This is a genomic window from Synechococcus sp. HIMB2401 (assembly GCF_042883245.1).
GTDB lineage: Bacteria > Cyanobacteriota > Cyanobacteriia > PCC-6307 > Cyanobiaceae > Parasynechococcus.
Genome location: NZ_JBDJKK010000003.1, coordinates 226,231 through 242,034, shown reverse-complemented (window position 1 = coordinate 242,034; position 15,804 = coordinate 226,231). Strand labels below are relative to the sequence as shown.

Here is a 15,804-nt window from a genome sequence, read left to right as displayed (position 1 = left end):
TGTTCGCCTTGCCCAGACTTCTGATACCGGTGGAGTCGACACCGGGAGAAACCCGGGTCGCGGCAACGCCGGACACGGTCAAAAAATTCGTCTCGTTGGGCTGCAGCGTCGCAGTCGAATGCGGAGCCGGTACTCCCTCCGGATACCTCGATGAGGCCTACGCCGAGCAGGGCGCAGATCTCATTGAGAAAGAAGACACGTCGGCCTGGGGTCAGGCCGACGTTCTCCTCTGTGTTCAATCGCCGAGCGCAGCCACCCTGGCCCGCTTGCGCCAGGGAGCGCTGGTGGTCGGTCTTCTTTCCCCCTACGCTAACGAAGAGCTGACGGACGCCCTGAAGCGCAGCGGCCTCTCAGCCATGGCGCTCGAGCTGTTGCCCCGGATCAGCCGGGCGCAGTCCGCCGATGCGCTCTCCTCCCAGGCCAACATCGCGGGCTACAAGTCGGTGCTGCTGGCCTCCGCCGCGCTGGACCGTTACTTCCCGATGCTGATGACGGCGGCGGGCACCGTTCAGCCGGCCAAGGTGGTGATTCTTGGAGCCGGTGTGGCGGGCCTTCAGGCCGTGGCCACAGCGCGCCGTCTGGGTGCTGTGGTTTACGTCAGTGACATCAGACCTGCGGTGAAGGAGCAGGTGGAATCCCTCGGCGCCCGTTTCATTGAGCCTCCCGAAATGGAGGACAAGCCTTCGGAATCCGGTGGCTATGCCAAACAGGCCTCCGATGCCTTCCTGGCGGCCCAGCGTCAGCAGCTGTCGGATCAGCTGGCGGAGGCCGACGTGGCCATCTGCACAGCCCAGGTGCCTGGCCGCCGTGCTCCGCGTTTGATCAGCGAAGACATGCTCGATCGGATGCGCCCCGGCGCGGTGGTGGTGGATCTGGCCGTGGCCCAGGGCGGCAACTGTGCCGACACCGTTCCTGGCAAGACCGTGGATCGCAAGGGTGTGAAGCTGATCGGTGGTAACGACCTGCCCTGCAGCGTTCCCAATCACGCCAGTGCGCTCTACGCCCGCAACCTCATGGCTCTGCTGGAGCCCATCTTGAAGGACGGCGTCCTCAGCCTTGATCCCGAGGATGAACTGATCGCCGGCTGTCTGATCGCTCAGGACGGCACCATCCGTCGTGGCGATGTCCTTACCCCAGGTGCCAACTGATGTTTGTTGAATTCCTCTGGGTTCTCCTGCTTGGCAGCCTGCTTGGGCTGGAGCTGATCGGCAAGGTTCCCCCCACCCTGCACACTCCCTTGATGAGTGGTGCCAATGCCATCTCGGGCATCACCGTGTTGGCAGCACTCACCGCCATCATCAAAGCCGGCGACAACACCGTGCTGCTGCTGCTCGGTTCCGTCTCGCTGGGCTTTGCCCTGTTCAACGTGATCGGGGGCTTCCTCGTGACCGATCGCATGCTGGCCATGTTCAGCCGCAAGCCTGCTCGCAAGGAGAACCGCTGATGTCTGACCTTCTCAAATACGCGATCGAGCTGGTTGCGGTTCTGCTGCTGGCCCTCGGCATCAAAGGTCTCTCCAAGGTGCGTTCCGCCAGGGGCGCCAACCAGCTGGCCGCTGTGGCCATGGGCCTTGCGGTGCTGGGTCTGCTGATCAACTACCTCGGCACCAGCGGCATCAGCATCGCCGCCTGGACCTGGATCATCGCCGGAACGTTGGTGGGTGGTGTGCTCGGCGCCATAACCGCCCAGCGGGTGCCGATGACCTCCATGCCGGAGACGGTCGCCCTCTTCAACGGCTGCGGTGGCATGTCGTCACTGCTGGTGGCTCTGGCTGCTGCGCTTTACCCGGCGGCCCTCGATGCGGCAGGCCCTGTGGCCGTGGTGTCGATCGTTGTCTCCGTGTTCGTGGGAGCGATCACCTTCACCGGCTCGATCGTGGCCATGGCCAAGCTGCAGGGTTGGCTGTCCACGCCGGCTTGGATGCAGAGCAAGGCGCGCCACGCCGTGAACATTGCGCTGGCGGTGGCATCCCTTGTGGGTGCCGTTGAGATGCTGCGCAACGCTGATTCGAGCACGGGCCTCTGGCTGCTGGTGGTGGCCTCCGGCCTGCTGGGAATCGGGGTGACGCTGCCGATCGGCGGCGCCGACATGCCCGTGGTGATCTCCCTGCTGAACAGCTATTCCGGTGTGGCTGCCGCTGCTGCCGGTTTCGTGGTGGGCAGCCAGTTGCTGATCGTGGCCGGCGCCATGGTTGGTGCTGCTGGCCTGATCCTCACCCAGGTGATGTGCAACGGCATGAACCGTTCCCTGGTGTCTGTGCTGTTCGGTGGCGCCCTGGGTGCCACGACCGCCGCAGGCGGTGGCGGCGGTGAATACACCAACATCACCAGCTGCAGTGTTGAGGAGTGCGCTCTCACCCTTGAGGCTGCTGAACGGGTGGTGATTGTTCCGGGCTATGGCTTGGCCGTGGCTCAGGCGCAACACACGCTTAGGGAAGTGACTCGGGTGCTGGAGAGCGCTGGTATCGATGTGGCCTATGCCATTCACCCGGTGGCCGGTCGTATGCCGGGTCACATGAACGTGCTCCTGGCTGAGGCCGATGTGCCCTACGAGCAGCTGCAGGAGATGGATCAGATCAATCCCGAGTTCCCTGCCACCGACGTGGTGTTGGTGCTGGGTGCCAATGATGTGGTCAATCCCCAGGCCAAGAACGACCCCAATTCGCCTCTCTACGGCATGCCCGTTCTGGATGTGCAGGACGCCCGCACGGTGTTCGTGGTGAAACGGGGCATGAGCGCTGGCTATTCCGGCATCAAGAACGATCTGTTCGAGCTGGCCAACACCTCGATGCTGTTCGGCGATGCCAAGAAGGTGCTCGGCGATCTCCTGGTGGAACTCAAGGATCTGGGACTGGGCAAGAAGTGATGGCCCGCGGCGTGGATAACCCCCAGCTGCGGGAGCGGCTGGGGGTTCCGTCGTTTGAGCAGCGCTGGCCCTGGATAGGCGGTGACCTGCAAACCCTGCGCGACACCCTGCGCGAGGTGGATCTCCCCCACGATCAAGGGGTTCCGATTGAAATTCCCGTGCCAGCCCTGCCCAGTGGAGCGGCGGCTGCCGGGTCGTTGCTGGCCTTGCTCGATCTGCCGGAAGGGGACCCCAAGGGCTTGGTTTTGCTGCTCCATGGGCTGGGTGGATCCAGTTCCCGGGAAGGCCTGAGGCGGATGGGTGTGGCGCTCCAGGTCGCCGGTTTTGCAGTGCTGCGCCTCAACCTGCGCGGTGCTGATCCAGGCCGCCACCTTGCGGGTGGCACGTATGCAGCACGCTGCAACAGCGATCTGCTGCCGGTGATTGCTCGGGCTCGAAGCTTGGCGGCGGGTCGCCCACTGCTGGGGGCAGGCATCTCCCTGGGCGGCACGATGCTGCTCAATGCCGCTCTGGCTTCCCCCGGTGTGCTTGATGGCCTCTTCTGTGCCAGCAGTCCCCTGGATCTGGCGGCCTGCAGCGCCTCGATCGAGCGACCGCGCAATCGGGTCTACCAACGCTGGCTGCTCAAGCGGTTGGTGCGTCAGACCCTGGCAGATCCATTTGGGGTGAGCGCCGACGAGGAAGCCCAGCTGCAGGCGACGCCCCCTCGTTCGATTCGTGAGTTCGACAGTGCCGTGACGGCTCCCCGCTGGGGGTTTGCTGATGTGGAGGCCTACTACCGCGAGGCTTCACCCCTGCAGCATCTGGTGCCCGCCTGTAAAGCGATGCCGCCCACCTTGCTGCTGCAGGCCCTGGATGATCCTTGGGTTCCTGCTTCCTCTGCAATGGGTCTCGCAGAGGCGCTGCCTCCGGAGGCTGCGATTCGCACCTTGTTCACGCCACGGGGAGGGCACAACGGCTTCCATGGCCGCGACGGATGCTGGGGCGACCAGCTGGCGGCGGCCTGGCTCAGGGACGTTGTTCCTGGTTAAGCCGTGATTCCCACATGTTGTGGGGCCCTATCGCTTCAGTAGTAGTAGGCCCGATCGCTTGGGTTCTGGTACACAGCGCCACCACAGCGGGTGGCAATCCTCCACAGCGCTTTGTGGATCGGTGTTGAGTCGTAGCGCACCAGCTCAGGAAATCTCTGCTTCAGCAGTTGAGTTCCACGCCAGGCGTTGTAGTGCGGAATCGATGAATTCACGTGATGGCACACGTGGGTTGAACCGATTCCATGGTGCAGCAGGTTGAGGATGGGCCCGTAGGGACGATCAACCGTTTGCAGGGCTCCCTTCGACCACGTCCAGGTTTCGTTGGAGAAGTGAGGGATATCGGTGTTGGTGTGCTGCAGCCAGGTGTAGGTAGTCAGCCACATGTTGATCACCAGGTAGGGCAGGCCGTAGATGCACAGCACACGCAGCAGGGAAAACTGCACTGAGGCGATGATCAAGAAGGCAACCATGGCGAGCAATCCCAGGTTGGATCGCAGCATCCACTTGCCGAAAGACTGCGGGAAAAGGCGGCGCTTGCCGTTGAAATTGCGCTTGCGATTCCAGAAATGAGAGGTGGGGGAGTCGTAGTCCTCGCCGCCGGTGGCGCCCAGGAAGAGATAAAGCTGCCAGCCAATTACGAGGTGATTGAACAGAGAAATGATCCCGAAGACGGTGGGATTCAACCTCTGCTTGAGCTGTTCGGTGGTTCGTCCCATCGGTGACGTTGCCCGCGGCGGAACATGGGTTTCTCCCTGTTCCAGGTGATTGCAGTGGGCGTGGTGCACCGCATGGCTGTGGGCCCAGCTGTAATACGGCACCAGCAAAATGCTGTGCAGAACAAAGCCCACAACGCCTTCAATACGGCGGTTGGGGTGGAAGGCGTGATGGCCGCATTCATGGGCGATCACCCAGCAGCCCATCGCGATGGTGCCGGTGATCACGCCGTAGAGGAGCCAGAGGGGGGTGGCGGCTGCCGAGAGCGGGAGAAGGGTTCCCAGGCCGACGGCCAGAAGCGAAAGCCCAGCAGACATGGCCAGGCTCGCCCAGGACTTCGCTGGGCTTAGCTTGGAGAGCTCTGCTGGCAAGGCGCTGAGCAGCTCAGCCTTGCTCGGGTAGAGGATTGATTCAGCGCTGTCTTCAGGGGCTGGATTTGCGAGTCGGGTCGCAGTTGCAAATGCCAAATGGAAGCCTCAAGACAAGCGCCCATCTGTCGGCGCTTAAGGTTTTCATCATAATTGCCTGGGCTGCGACCTGTGGGCGCATGGTGCTCCAGAGCTCAATAGCAATTGTTCGGATTTCGTTGTTTGGAATTCCGGCTGGATTTCAAGCTCCTTTTGCTCAGAGTTCCTTCCCTTGGTCGCAAATTGAGCCTTTCGCTAATGCTTTGCTGGATTGATTTGCGATCAAATTTCGCCTGAAGGGGCGCCAGTGGTTGTCTCGAATGGTGTTCTTTTGAGAATCCATTCTTCAACGGGTTGGTTGCCGATGATGTGTTGTTCGATGATTCTTTTGACGCGATCAGGCGAAACGTCGGCGTACCAAATTCCGTCTGGCCAGACCAGAAGAATCGGCCCTCGTTCGCACACCCTGAGGCAATCGGCTTTGCTGCGCAGAACAATTCCCTCCGGGCGTTCCGTGTTTTCGAGATTCAGTTCGCGAACAACGCTCTTCAGTTCATTCCAGGTTTGTGCTCCAAGCGCTGAATCGCAGCATTTGGCTTTGGTGGCGGTTGCGCAGAGCAGGAGGTGATGGCTGACCCGTTGCATGCCTAAGCGGCGAGCGCTCCCATGGGCAAACGGGTCACACCGCGGTTCACCTGTTCCCGCACGGCGGTTCGCGCCCACTGATCCACCCGCAGCACGTCGTCCAACTGAGGTTGGGCCATCAGATCGGGTTTATGACGCTCGCAGGCGGCCTCGATCACTGCGGGGATGTCGAGGAAGTGAATCTTCTCCTCGAGGAACTGCGCCACGGCTTCCTCGTTGGCAGCATTCATCACCGCAGGCATGGTGCCGCCGGCGCGTCCGGCGGCGTAGGCCAGCTCCATGCAGGGGTACTTGGCGGGATCGGGGGCCCGGAAGCTGAGCTGACCCACTTCCGTGAGGTCCAGTCGCCGCCATGGCGTCTCCAGGCGTGAGGGCCAGCTCAGGCAGTAGAGGATCGGCAGCTTCATGTCGGGCCAGCCCAGTTGGGCCAGAACGGAGGAATCCGCCAGCTCGATCATCGAATGGATGATGCTCTGGGGATGGATCACGATCTCGATGTGGTTGTAATCCAGGCCGAACAGGTAGTGGGCTTCGATCACCTCCAGCCCCTTGTTCATCAAGGAGGCGGAATCCACGGTGATCTTGCGGCCCATGCTCCAGTTGGGATGACTGGTGGCATCAGCAACGGTGGCTTTTTCAAGGTCGGCGGCCGTCCAGTCGCGGAAGGCGCCGCCGGAGGCTGTGAGCTGAATCCGGCGCAGCCCCGGTGTGGGCACGCCGGTGGAGAGGCGTGCGTTTTCAGCCCAGGGGGTTCCCTGCAGGCACTGGAAAATTGCCGAGTGCTCCGAATCCGCCGGCAGCAGACGGCTGCCGCTCTTCTTCAGCTCCGGCAGCACCACGGGGCCGGCTGCAATCAGCGTCTCCTTGTTCGCCAGAGCCAGGTCTTTGCCGGCGCGGATCGCCGCCAGGGTCGGCAACAGACCGGCGCAACCAACAATGCCCGTCACCACCAGGTCGGCGCTGTCCCAGGCGGCAGCAACGTTGAGACCGTCAGCACCTCCCACCAGCTGGGGTGCATCAGCGCCTGTGACGCCGGCGTCCTGCAGACGCTCCTTCAGTTCGGGCAGGAGATCGGCATCGGCAAGGGCCACCACCTCAGGGCGATGCCGCTGAACTTGGTCAACCAACAGCTTCAGGTTGCGGCCGGCCGTCAGGGCCACAACGCGGAACTGCTCCGGAAACTCCTCAGCGATCTGGAGGGTCTGTGTGCCGATCGAACCGGTGGATCCCAGCACGCTGATGGCTTTCATGCTGTTCCGGCAGTTGCGACAAGTCTCCCACCAGGACCGTTGAACGCTGGCAAGCTGGCGGACAGCTTGTGGAGAGCGCATGGCGAAGGAACAGTGGCGATCGGGCCTGGGGTTTGTCCTTGCGGCTGCGGGCAGTGCCGTGGGTCTGGGCAATCTCTGGGGCTTTGCCTACCGCGCCTCCCAGGGAGGTGGCGGCGCCTTCCTGCTGCTCTACGTGGTGATTGTGCTGTTGGTCTGCCTGCCGGTGCTGGTGGCCGAAATGGTGCTGGGGCGCAGCACCGGCCAAAGCCCCCTGCTCGCGCCAGTGGCGGCCGCCGGTCGCCGTTGGCAGCCGATGGGTTGGCTGTTCGTGCTGGCGGCCAGTGGAATCCTGGCCTTCTATGCCGTGTTGATGGGGTGGACCGGGGCCACCCTGGTGCAGACCCTCACCCAGGGGCTCCCGGCGGATATCGCTTCAGCGGAAGCCTTTTTCGCCGGCCTCAGTGGCGGCCGCTCCGCCTTGATCGGCCAGCTGCTCAGTCTGGTGGCGACTGCTGCTGTGGTGGCGGCCGGCGTGCGCAGAGGCATTGAGCGGTTGTCCCGCTGGGGTCTGCCGCTGTTGTTTGTGCTGCTGATTGGCCTTGCGGCATGGGCCGCTGGTCTTGATGGGGCCTCGGAGGGCTATCGCACCTTCCTGCTCCGCTGGGATAACAGCCAGCTGCAGGACCCCACCACGATTCGCAATGCCTTCACTCAGGCCTTCTTCTCTATTGGCACGGGCATCGGCTGCATCCTGGCCTATTCGGCCTACCTGAGCCGGCGCGCCCACCTGCCGCGGGAAGCAGTGGCGGTGGTGGGGATGGACACCGCTGTGGGCTTGCTGGCCGGCATGGTCACCTTCCCCGTGGTGATGAGCTTTGGCCTCCAGGATGTGATCAGTGGCTCCACCCTGGGCACGATCTTCATCGCGCTGCCCACGGGCCTGGGCTCACTGGGCGCCACAGGTCAGCTGGTGGCGGTGCTCTTTTTTGCTCTGGCCCTGATTGCAGCGATCACCTCAGCGGTGTCGCTGTTGGAGGTGCCGGTGGCCTGTTTGATCGATCGCCTGGGGTGGAGCCGCTCCCGGGCCGTCTGGGTGTCCGCGGCGTTGATCTTTGTGGCCGGTCTTCCCGCGGCCACCTCCATGGAGGTTCTCGGCTGGATGGATTCCGTGTTTGGGGGCCTGCTGCTGATTCTGGGGGGCTTGCTCCTGGCCCTGTTGCTGGGTTGGGTGCTTCCCGCCCGTTTTCAAGAGGAGCTCAGCCATTCGGGGAGCCCGATCTGGCTGCAGCGCTTTCTGCTGGTGATGCTGCGCTGGATTTCGCCGCCGGTGATCGCCGTTGGTCTGGTGATCAGCGTGATTGATCTGATCCCCAGCTGAGGGGATTCACCTGGCGGGTGCCTACGGCTGATCCGAGGAATTGAGCATGGATTCCATCTTGCGAATCCTCTGCAGCATCTTGTCCCACACCTCTGCTTTCCAGGCTTGCTCCGCATCGCCCGTGGATGCGGCCAATTGCTTCTGAGCCGTGAGCTTCGCCTCAAGATCCTCGCCGGCATCGAGGGCCTTCATCAGCTCCATCTCGAGCTTGGCGGTTTCCATGAAGTTCAGCTTCTTAAGCCAGAGCATGGGGAGCAACACGATCGGGGTTCAGTCTGCCGGGATCAGCCGCGGATCCACTCCGTCACCCCGCCGGGTTTGTCGATCAGCTCCACCCCTTGGGCGGCGAGCTCATCCCGGATCCGGTCGGCCTCCGCGTAATCCTTCGCTGCTTTCGCTGCCTTGCGTGCCGCGATGGCTGCATCAATGGCGCCATCGTCGAGGCTGGTGGCGGCTTCCGCTTCCAAGCGCAGTCCCAGCACCGCCGCCAGGTGTCGCAGCAGCTGCCAACGCCCTTCCAAATCCTTCAACTCCGGTTCAGGCAGGGCGGCGGCTTCCCCCCGTTCCAGCCGGTTGGCGAGGGCTCGCAGGGGCTTGGCCAGATCGAACAGCACTGCCAGTCCGCCTGAGCTGTTCAGGTCATCGTCCATGGAGCTGATGAAGCGTTGTTCGAGCTCCACCAGAGCGGTGTCGGCTGGACCTCCATCGGCCGTCATGGCGCCCTCTCTGAGCGGTGCGGCGGTGCTCCAGCCGAGACTCTCGCCGTGGCGATCACCAAGGCTCAGCGCTGCATTCAGACCCTTCCAGCCGGTGGCTGCGGCCTCGAGGGCCTCGGCGGTGAAATCAAGGGGTTTGCGGTAGTGAGCCTGCAGCACAAACAGGCGCAGGGTCATCGCCGAGACCCCGCTCTCCAGCAGCGCACGGATGGTGGTGAAGTTGCCGAGCGACTTGCTCATCTTCTGCCCGCCAACATTGACCATGCCGTTGTGCATCCACACCCGGGCCAGGTCTTGACCGGTGGCGGCTTCGGATTGGGCGATCTCGTTTTCGTGGTGTGGGAACACCAGGTCGGCTCCACCCAGGTGGATGTCGATCGTGTCGCCGAGTTCCGCCCGCACCATGGCTGAACATTCGATGTGCCAGCCGGGGCGTCCCTCACCCCAGGGGGAGGGGAAGCTGGGTTCTCCGGGTTTGGCCCCTTTCCAGAGCGCGAAATCGAAGGGGTGCTGCTTGCGGGCCTCTTCGGCATCGGCCACCCGCCCTGCGGCGTTGTCCTGTTGTTCGCTCAGATCGCGGCCGCTGAGCTTGCCGTAACCGGCATGTTTCATCACCGCGAAATACACATCCCCTTCAGCGCTGTAGGCCGCACCCTTGGCTTCCAGTTCGCCGATCAGTGCGCGGATGCCATCCAGGCACTGGGTGGCGCGGGGCATCCGGTCGGGCCGCAAGATCCCCAGGGCGTCCATGTCCTGGTGGAACGAGGCAATGTTTCGCTCGCTCACCTCCGTCATCGAGGAGTTCTCCTCGCCGGCCCGTTTGAGGATCTTGTCGTCGATGTCGGTGAAGTTCTGAACGAAGGTCACCTCGAGGCCGCGCCAGATCAGATAGCGGCGCAGCACATCCCAGTTGATGTAGCTGCGGGCATGGCCCAGGTGGCAGAGGTCGTAGACCGTCACGCCGCAGCAATAGATGCTCGCCTTCCCCGGGGTTAGGGGTGTGAACGGCTCGGTGCGGCGGGTGAGGGTGTTGGTGAGCCGCAGGGACACAGCCGTTCAGAAGCTGCGGCTGAGGCTACGGCCTGTTCGGCTGCGTTTATTTCGCCTCCATCCAGTTCGCGCCGACGCCGGTCTCCACCACCAAGGGAACACTCAGCGCAACGGCCTGTTCCATGGTCTGCACCACCAGCTCTCGGATGGCGTCCAGGGCGTCCGGCGCCACCTCGAGCACCAGTTCGTCGTGCACCTGCAGCAGCAGCTGGGCCGGTAGGCCCTGACGCTGCAGGGCGTCTTGCAGCTGCACCATCGCCACTTTGATGATGTCGGCACTCGAGCCCTGAATCGGGGCATTGGCCGCCGCCCGCAGTTGCTGCGCCTCCATGCCGCCGCGGCGGGCCACGTCTAGGTCGATCTCCAGCGGGTCCTTGCCAAGCAGCCGCCCCAGGCCGTTGCGATCGAAGTGGAACGGCCGCCGGCGGCCGAGAATCGTTTCCACATAACCGCGGCTAAGGGCGAGCCGCTCTTGCAGCTCGAGGAAGGCGAACACCTTCGGGTAGCGCTGCTTGTACTTGGCCAGGAACTCCTTGGCTTCGCTCTGGCTCACGCCGGTTTCCCTGGCGAAGCGCTGGGCTCCCATGCCGTAGATCACACCGAAGTTGATCGTTTTGCCGAGCCGACGCTCGTCCGGGCTGACTTCGTCTTTGTCCAGCAGCAGCCTGGCGGTCAGCGCGTGCACGTCGTCGCCGCTGCGGTAGGCCTCCTGCAGCACCTCTTCTCCAGAGAGGTGGGTGAGGATGCGCAGCTCGATCTGGGAGTAATCAGCGCTGAGCAGGGTCCAGCCCTCCTGAGGCAGGAAGGCCTTGCGGATCCGGCGGCTGTACTCGGTGCGCACCGGAATGTTCTGCAGGTTGGGATTACTACTGCTCAGCCGCCCCGTTGCCGTTACGGCCTGGTTGAAATCGGTGTGGACCCGCCCGGTTTCCGCTTCCACCAGCTGCGGCAAGGCGTCGATGTACGTGCTCTTGAGCTTGCTGAGCACCCGGTGCTCCAACACCAGGGGCACCACCGGGTGGTCGTTGCCGAGTTTCTCCAGCACGGTGGCGTCGGTGCTGAAGCCGGTTTTGGTGCGACGGGATTTCTTGCGATCCAGGCCAAGGGTGTCGAACAGCAGCTCCCCCAGCTGCTTGGGTGAGGCCAGGTTGAAGTCCACTCCAGCGGCTGCTTTGGCGTCGGATTCCAGCTGCTGCAGGGTGGAGCCCATCTCCTCGGAAAGGCCCTGGAGATAGGGCACATCAATGCGGATTCCGGTGGATTCCATCCGGGCCAGCACCGGTTCCAGCGGCTGCTCCACCTGCTCCAGCAATGGCAGCAACTGCGGACCCATGACCTCCAGCTGACGTCGCAGCAGCAGGGCGAGGCGATGGGTGACGTGCACGTCCATACCGCAGTACAGGCTGGCGGGCTCCAGCGGCACATCGGCGAAGGTTTGCTTCTTGCCCACCAGATCGGTGAAGGCGGTGGGCTGGAAGCCGAATTCCCGTTCGGCCATCAGCTCCAGACCGTGTTTCGCTGCGGCATCCCGCAGGTAATCGGCCAGCAGCGTGTCGATCACGACGCCCTCCAGGGCAACGCCATGCCGCAACAGGATCAAGCGGTCGTATTTGGCGTTCTGCAGAGCCTTGGGGTGGTTGCTGCTGGCCAGCCAGGGGGCGAGGGCGGTGAGCACGGTTTCCAAGGGCAGCTGCTCCGGGCTGCTGTCTTCACTGCCTTTGTGACCCAGCGGGATGTAGGCGAGTGCGTCGAGGGCCTCTCCCCAGCAGATGCCGATGCCCACGAGTTCGGCGCGGAATGGGTTGAGGTCGGTGGTCTCGGTGTCGAAGGCCACAGGCAGGCTGCTGTCGGTGCAGGCCAATAGCCTTTGCACCAGGGCGTCCAGGGCCGTTTCGGTCTGGATTAGCTGCGGCTTCAGGGCCGGCAGCCCCACGTCGTCTTGGGTTGTCGGCTCGGTTGCGGCTTCTGCAGCTGCTGGTTCTGTGGTGGCTGAGCGCCGGGGGGTCTTGGCTGCAGCGGCCTCCGCATTCGCCCCGTAGCCCCCTTCGGAGAAGGCCGCCACAAAGCCGCCCACCTGGCGCAGCAGGCTGTTGAGCTCGAGGTCTTCCAGGCAGCTGCTCAGGCCGTCGGCATCCACCGACGACAACGGCAGGCTGGGTTCCTTGGGCAGGGGAACATCGACGAGGATCTCGGCCAGCTTGCGCGACAGGTAGGCGTTGTCGCGGTCGGCGCGCAGCTTTCCTTTCAGAGCTCCTTTGATGGCGCCCCGGCTTGCTTTCGGCCCTTCGGCTTCCACTTGCTCGAGGGTGGCGTACACCGCGTCGAGGTCGCTGTTGTCTTTCAGCAGGTTGATGGCTGTTTTGGGGCCAACACCACGCACGCCAGGGATGTTGTCGGAGCTGTCCCCGGTGAGGGCCTTGAGGTCCACCACCTTGTCGGGCATCACGCCGAGCTTGCCGAGCACCCCTTCTTCGCGGATCAGCGTTGGGCCACTGCTTTTGGCGTAGGGGCCGCCACCCATGTACAGCACCGCGATGTCGCGGCTGTCATCCACCAGCTGGAACAGGTCGCGGTCTCCCGAGAGGATCCGCACGCCCCATCCGGAGTCGGCCGCTCGGTTCGCCAGGGTTCCCAGCACATCGTCGGCTTCGTAGCCCGGTGCCATGCAGAGGGGGAGCTGCAGGTGCGTTTCGAGGATCTGCTGCAGCTGTTCGAGGTCCTGGAAGAACACCTCAGGGGCCACATCCCGGTGGGCCTTGTAGTTGGCGTCCGCCTTGTGGCGGAAGGTGGGCTCGGCTGTGTCGAAGGCAATGGCAACGCCTTCGGGCTTCAGAGTTTTGCTGTTGTCCAGCAGGGCTTTGAGAAAGCCGTAGGTCACGCTGGTGGGCCGGCCGTCTTTGGTGGCCAGACCGCCTTCCCCCCCCTTGCTGAAGGCGTAGAAGCTGCGGAATGCCAGGGAATGGCCATCCACAAGCAGCAGAAGGGGCTTGGCGGTGGCCTCGGGCATGACGGTGTTGAAAGTGTGGGTGGGTCAATCGCGGCGATCGGCCCATGGGGGCAGATCGATGAACACGCGGGTTCCTGATTCGAGACCGTTCAGGATCGCAGTCTTGTCGCCGCTGCTGTTGCCCAGTTCCACCGGCTGAAAACGTGGTTGCTGGTTTTCATCCACCAGCAACACACCCTGTTGGCCGTCTTCAAGGGTGATCGCCACGGTGGGCACCAGGATTTCGGGCGCACTGCGCCCGGTTTGGAAATTGATGTCGGCGGTCATGCCGATCTTCAGTTTCTTCTGCGGGTTGACGAAGTTCAGCTTCACTTCAAAGGAGGTGACGCTGTTTTCTTTCGCGGCGCGGGGGGCAACCTCACTCACCGTTGCCTGGAAGCGCTCATCGGGATAGGCATCCACCCTGATCTCGGCGGTTTGGCCGGGCTGGATGCGGCCGATGTCGCTTTCCGGAACGCGGGCCCTCACCTCCAAGCCTTGCGAGAGCTCAACGATCGAGGCGCTGGTGGCACCGGCTGTGGCCGAGGCGGCTGTGGTGGGGGTCACAAATGACCCCGGTTCGGCGTAGCGCGCTGTGATCGTTCCTGAGAAGGGGGCGCGGATCGTCTTTTCCCGGCTCTCCTGTTCCAGTTGCTCCACCCGTTCCCGGGCTGCCACCAGACCCGCCTGCCTGGCCAGCATCTCGAAGCGCGCATCACTGAAGTCGTCAGCGCTGAGCGCGCCGCTGGCATACAGCTGGCTGCGACGTTCGAAATCCTCCCTCTTGTTCTGATAGTTGGCGTCGGCCTGACGCAGCAGAGCCTGCTTCTCCTGCAGCCGATCATCGAGATCGCCGCGATCCATCACCGCCAGCACCTGCTCGTTCTCCACCACATCCCCCTCATCCACCATCAGCTCCGCCAGCAGACCCGGCTGGCGCGGACTCACGTTCACCTTCTGCTGGGCCTGCAGTTCGCCGCTGGCGCTGATCACTCCAGAGAGCACGCCGCGTTCAGCTGTGGTGGTGAAGGGCGTCAGATCCCGTTGACGGTTGCTCCCAGGACCGAAACGCAGCAGCAGCCCACCCCCGCCGAGGGCCAGCAGCAGCACTCCCACCATTGCTGTTTTGCGCCGTCTGGATCGTGCTTTTGCCACTGAGGCCAGCTCTGCTTCAGGCGATGGGGACGCCGGGGAGCGCAAGGACTGCAGCATGGGCCCACAAAACTTCACAGCAGTCTCGCCGCTGGCCGGTAGATTCCGCCGATGCTCAAAGCCGGAATTGTCGGATTGCCCAACGTGGGCAAGTCCACCTTGTTCAATGCGTTGGTCGCCAACGCTCAGGCGCAGGCTGCCAATTTTCCGTTCTGCACGATCGAGCCCAACGTCGGCACCGTGGCGGTGCCCGATGAACGATTGGACCGGCTCACAAAACTGAGCAAAAGCCAGGACACCATTCCGACCCGGATGGAGTTTGTCGACATTGCTGGTCTGGTGAAAGGCGCCAGCCAGGGCGAAGGTCTGGGCAATAAGTTTCTGGCCAACATCCGTGAGGTGGACGCGATCGTTCACGTGATCCGCTGCTTCGAGGACGATGACGTCATTCACGTTTCAGGGTCAGTGGGTCCCTCCCGGGATGCGGAGGTGATCAATCTTGAGCTGGGTCTGGCGGATCTGGCTCAGATTGAGAAGCGCCGGGAGCGTCTCAAGAAGCAGATGCGCACCAGCAAAGAAGCGCAGGTGGAAGATGCTGCTCTTAAACGGATTCAGGCGGTGCTCGAGAACGGTGGTGCGGCTCGCAGCGTCGAGCTGAACGAGGAAGAAGCGGCGATGATCAAGCCCTTGGGGCTCTTAACCGCCAAGCCGATCATCTACGCCACCAATGTGAGTGAAGACGATCTGGCTGAGGGCAATGCCTTCTGCAGCGAGGTGGTTGAACTGGCCGCCAAGGAAGGTGCCGAAACGGTGCGGATCTCTGCCCAGGTGGAAGCGGAGCTGGTGGAACTGGGAGATGAGGAAACCGCGGACTATCTGGACGGTCTCGGGGTAACGGAAGGTGGACTACAAAGCCTGATTCGGGCCACCTATCGATTGCTCGGCCTGCGCACCTACTTCACCACCGGTGAAAAGGAAACAAGGGCCTGGACGTTCAAAGCCGGGATGACCGCTCCGCAGGCTGCCGGTGTGATTCACACCGATTTCGAGCGGGGCTTCATCCGCGCTCAGACCATCGGTTGGGAGAAGCTGCTGGAAGCTGGCTCACTGGCGGAAGCCCGCAACAAGGGTTGGCTGCGCAGTGAAGGAAAACAGTATGTGGTGGATGAAGGCGATGTGATGGAGTTCCTGTTCAACGTTTAGTCAAAGTATTTGATTCCCTAGGCATTCCCTCTAGCGCTCTTTGACTGTTCAAGAGTGCTTGATTGGGGAAAATTCAGTGATCTCTAATGGTTCGTTTAGAGCAAGCCCGGAATGCATTTGTATCCCTTGAGGAACTTGCTCAACTTTCCACTGTTCATGATCCCACGTCCAATTTCCTCGCATTGATTCAAAGATTCAACTGGAATGAGTTCGATCTCCTGGGTGATTGTCCTCAGAACCAGGTAAGCCGCCTTCTTCCTCTCTCCATGAGCTACCAATGCCCATTCATCGTGCTGTGCGGCTTTGGCAAGCGGCGAAAGAAAGACGGCAAGCAGCATTGCTATGAACCATTTCATTGAGCGATCTGATCTTGCTTTTGCAGTGTT

The 15,804-nt window shown here is 62.8% G+C and carries 14 protein-coding genes; 6 read left to right on the top strand and 8 right to left on the bottom strand.

What is annotated here, in order from left to right; genetic code table 11:
* The first annotated feature begins 8 nt into the window (after positions 1 to 8).
* Genes AAXE93_RS09295 through AAXE93_RS09280 form a run of 4 tightly spaced genes read left to right on the top strand, consistent with a single transcriptional unit; the run spans position 9 to position 3,896 of the window.
* Entirely contained in the window at positions 9 to 1,148 is a 1,140-nt protein-coding gene (locus AAXE93_RS09295) for a Re/Si-specific NAD(P)(+) transhydrogenase subunit alpha (protein ID WP_390130205.1), read from the top strand.
* Entirely contained in the window at positions 1,148 to 1,444 is a 297-nt protein-coding gene (locus AAXE93_RS09290) for an NAD(P) transhydrogenase subunit alpha (RefSeq protein ID WP_011364925.1), read from the top strand. Before AAXE93_RS09295 ends, AAXE93_RS09290 begins: the two co-directional genes overlap by 1 nt.
* A complete protein-coding gene (locus tag AAXE93_RS09285; protein WP_115161301.1) occupies positions 1,444 to 2,865 on the top strand; it encodes an NAD(P)(+) transhydrogenase (Re/Si-specific) subunit beta in 1,422 nt (473 codons plus the stop codon). Before AAXE93_RS09290 ends, AAXE93_RS09285 begins: the two co-directional genes overlap by 1 nt.
* On the top strand, positions 2,865 to 3,896 hold the full coding sequence (locus AAXE93_RS09280) for an alpha/beta fold hydrolase (protein ID WP_390130202.1): 1,032 nt from the start codon (positions 2,865 to 2,867) through the stop codon (positions 3,894 to 3,896). Before AAXE93_RS09285 ends, AAXE93_RS09280 begins: the two co-directional genes overlap by 1 nt.
* A 35-nt stretch (positions 3,897 to 3,931) precedes the next feature.
* On the opposite strand, the gene AAXE93_RS09275 is transcribed toward AAXE93_RS09280, so the two are convergent.
* The 3 genes from AAXE93_RS09275 to AAXE93_RS09265 all read right to left on the bottom strand — a co-directional run bounded on the left by AAXE93_RS09275 (position 3,932) and on the right by AAXE93_RS09265 (position 6,912).
* Complete coding sequence (locus AAXE93_RS09275; protein ID WP_390130199.1) at positions 3,932 to 5,077, bottom strand: fatty acid desaturase; 1,146 nt, start codon at positions 5,075 to 5,077, stop codon at positions 3,932 to 3,934.
* Between the two features lie 222 nt (positions 5,078 to 5,299).
* Positions 5,300 to 5,662: a ferredoxin gene (locus AAXE93_RS09270; protein WP_390130197.1), complete on the bottom strand. Its 363-nt coding sequence runs from the start codon at positions 5,660 to 5,662 to the stop codon at positions 5,300 to 5,302.
* Positions 5,663 to 5,664: 2 nt separating this feature from the next.
* Positions 5,665 to 6,912: a 1-deoxy-D-xylulose-5-phosphate reductoisomerase gene (locus AAXE93_RS09265; protein ID WP_390130194.1), complete on the bottom strand. Its 1,248-nt coding sequence runs from the start codon at positions 6,910 to 6,912 to the stop codon at positions 5,665 to 5,667.
* Positions 6,913 to 6,991: 79 nt separating this feature from the next.
* On the opposite strand from AAXE93_RS09265, the gene AAXE93_RS09260 reads away from it, so the two are divergent.
* Positions 6,992 to 8,311, top strand: coding sequence for a sodium-dependent transporter (locus AAXE93_RS09260; RefSeq protein ID WP_390130190.1), 1,320 nt, complete (start codon positions 6,992 to 6,994; stop codon positions 8,309 to 8,311).
* Between the two features lie 21 nt (positions 8,312 to 8,332).
* Here the strand turns inward: AAXE93_RS09260 and AAXE93_RS09255 are convergent, their stop codons facing one another.
* From AAXE93_RS09255 to AAXE93_RS09240, 4 genes are read right to left on the bottom strand one after another with little or no spacing between them, the layout of a single operon-like run.
* Positions 8,333 to 8,560 (bottom strand): hypothetical protein, encoded by a 228-nt coding sequence (locus tag AAXE93_RS09255; RefSeq protein WP_115008620.1) that lies wholly within the window; start codon positions 8,558 to 8,560, stop codon positions 8,333 to 8,335.
* A 35-nt stretch (positions 8,561 to 8,595) separates the two neighbouring features.
* Entirely contained in the window at positions 8,596 to 10,077 is a 1,482-nt protein-coding gene (gene cysS / locus AAXE93_RS09250) for a cysteine--tRNA ligase (RefSeq protein WP_390130188.1), read from the bottom strand.
* Positions 10,078 to 10,123: 46 nt separating this feature from the next.
* The gene (gene polA / locus AAXE93_RS09245) at positions 10,124 to 13,084 is read right to left on the bottom strand and encodes a DNA polymerase I (RefSeq protein ID WP_390130186.1); all 2,961 of its coding nucleotides are present in this window, start codon (positions 13,082 to 13,084) and stop codon (positions 10,124 to 10,126) included.
* Between the two features lie 24 nt (positions 13,085 to 13,108).
* Positions 13,109 to 14,275: an efflux RND transporter periplasmic adaptor subunit gene (locus tag AAXE93_RS09240; RefSeq protein WP_390130185.1), complete on the bottom strand. Its 1,167-nt coding sequence runs from the start codon at positions 14,273 to 14,275 to the stop codon at positions 13,109 to 13,111.
* Between the two features lie 51 nt (positions 14,276 to 14,326).
* Between AAXE93_RS09240 and ychF the strand changes: the two genes are divergently transcribed.
* A complete protein-coding gene (gene ychF / locus AAXE93_RS09235) occupies positions 14,327 to 15,418 on the top strand; it encodes a redox-regulated ATPase YchF (RefSeq protein WP_390130182.1) in 1,092 nt (363 codons plus the stop codon).
* A gap of 95 nt (positions 15,419 to 15,513) precedes the next feature.
* Here the strand turns inward: ychF and AAXE93_RS09230 are convergent, their stop codons facing one another.
* Positions 15,514 to 15,756, bottom strand: coding sequence for a hypothetical protein (locus AAXE93_RS09230; RefSeq protein ID WP_390130180.1), 243 nt, complete (start codon positions 15,754 to 15,756; stop codon positions 15,514 to 15,516).
* Positions 15,757 to 15,804 lie beyond the last annotated feature (48 nt).

Excerpts from the sequence above, each read along its gene's own strand:
- AAXE93_RS09240 (WP_390130185.1), bottom strand. The coding sequence starts at position 14,275 with ATGCTGCAGTCCTTGCGCTCCCCGGCGTCCCCATCGCCTGAAGCAGAG.
- AAXE93_RS09270 (WP_390130197.1), bottom strand. The coding sequence starts at position 5,662 with ATGCAACGGGTCAGCCATCACCTCCTGCTCTGCGCAACCGCCACCAAA.
- AAXE93_RS09260 (WP_390130190.1), top strand. The coding sequence starts at position 6,992 with ATGGCGAAGGAACAGTGGCGATCGGGCCTGGGGTTTGTCCTTGCGGCT.
- AAXE93_RS09255 (WP_115008620.1), bottom strand. The coding sequence starts at position 8,560 with ATGCTCTGGCTTAAGAAGCTGAACTTCATGGAAACCGCCAAGCTCGAG.
- AAXE93_RS09290 (WP_011364925.1), top strand. The coding sequence starts at position 1,148 with ATGTTTGTTGAATTCCTCTGGGTTCTCCTGCTTGGCAGCCTGCTTGGG.
- AAXE93_RS09265 (WP_390130194.1), bottom strand. The coding sequence starts at position 6,912 with ATGAAAGCCATCAGCGTGCTGGGATCCACCGGTTCGATCGGCACACAG.
- polA (WP_390130186.1), bottom strand. The coding sequence starts at position 13,084 with ATGCCCGAGGCCACCGCCAAGCCCCTTCTGCTGCTTGTGGATGGCCAT.
- AAXE93_RS09230 (WP_390130180.1), bottom strand. The coding sequence starts at position 15,756 with ATGCTGCTTGCCGTCTTTCTTTCGCCGCTTGCCAAAGCCGCACAGCAC.
- ychF (WP_390130182.1), top strand. The coding sequence starts at position 14,327 with ATGCTCAAAGCCGGAATTGTCGGATTGCCCAACGTGGGCAAGTCCACC.
- AAXE93_RS09285 (WP_115161301.1), top strand. The coding sequence starts at position 1,444 with ATGTCTGACCTTCTCAAATACGCGATCGAGCTGGTTGCGGTTCTGCTG.
- AAXE93_RS09280 (WP_390130202.1), top strand. The coding sequence starts at position 2,865 with ATGGCCCGCGGCGTGGATAACCCCCAGCTGCGGGAGCGGCTGGGGGTT.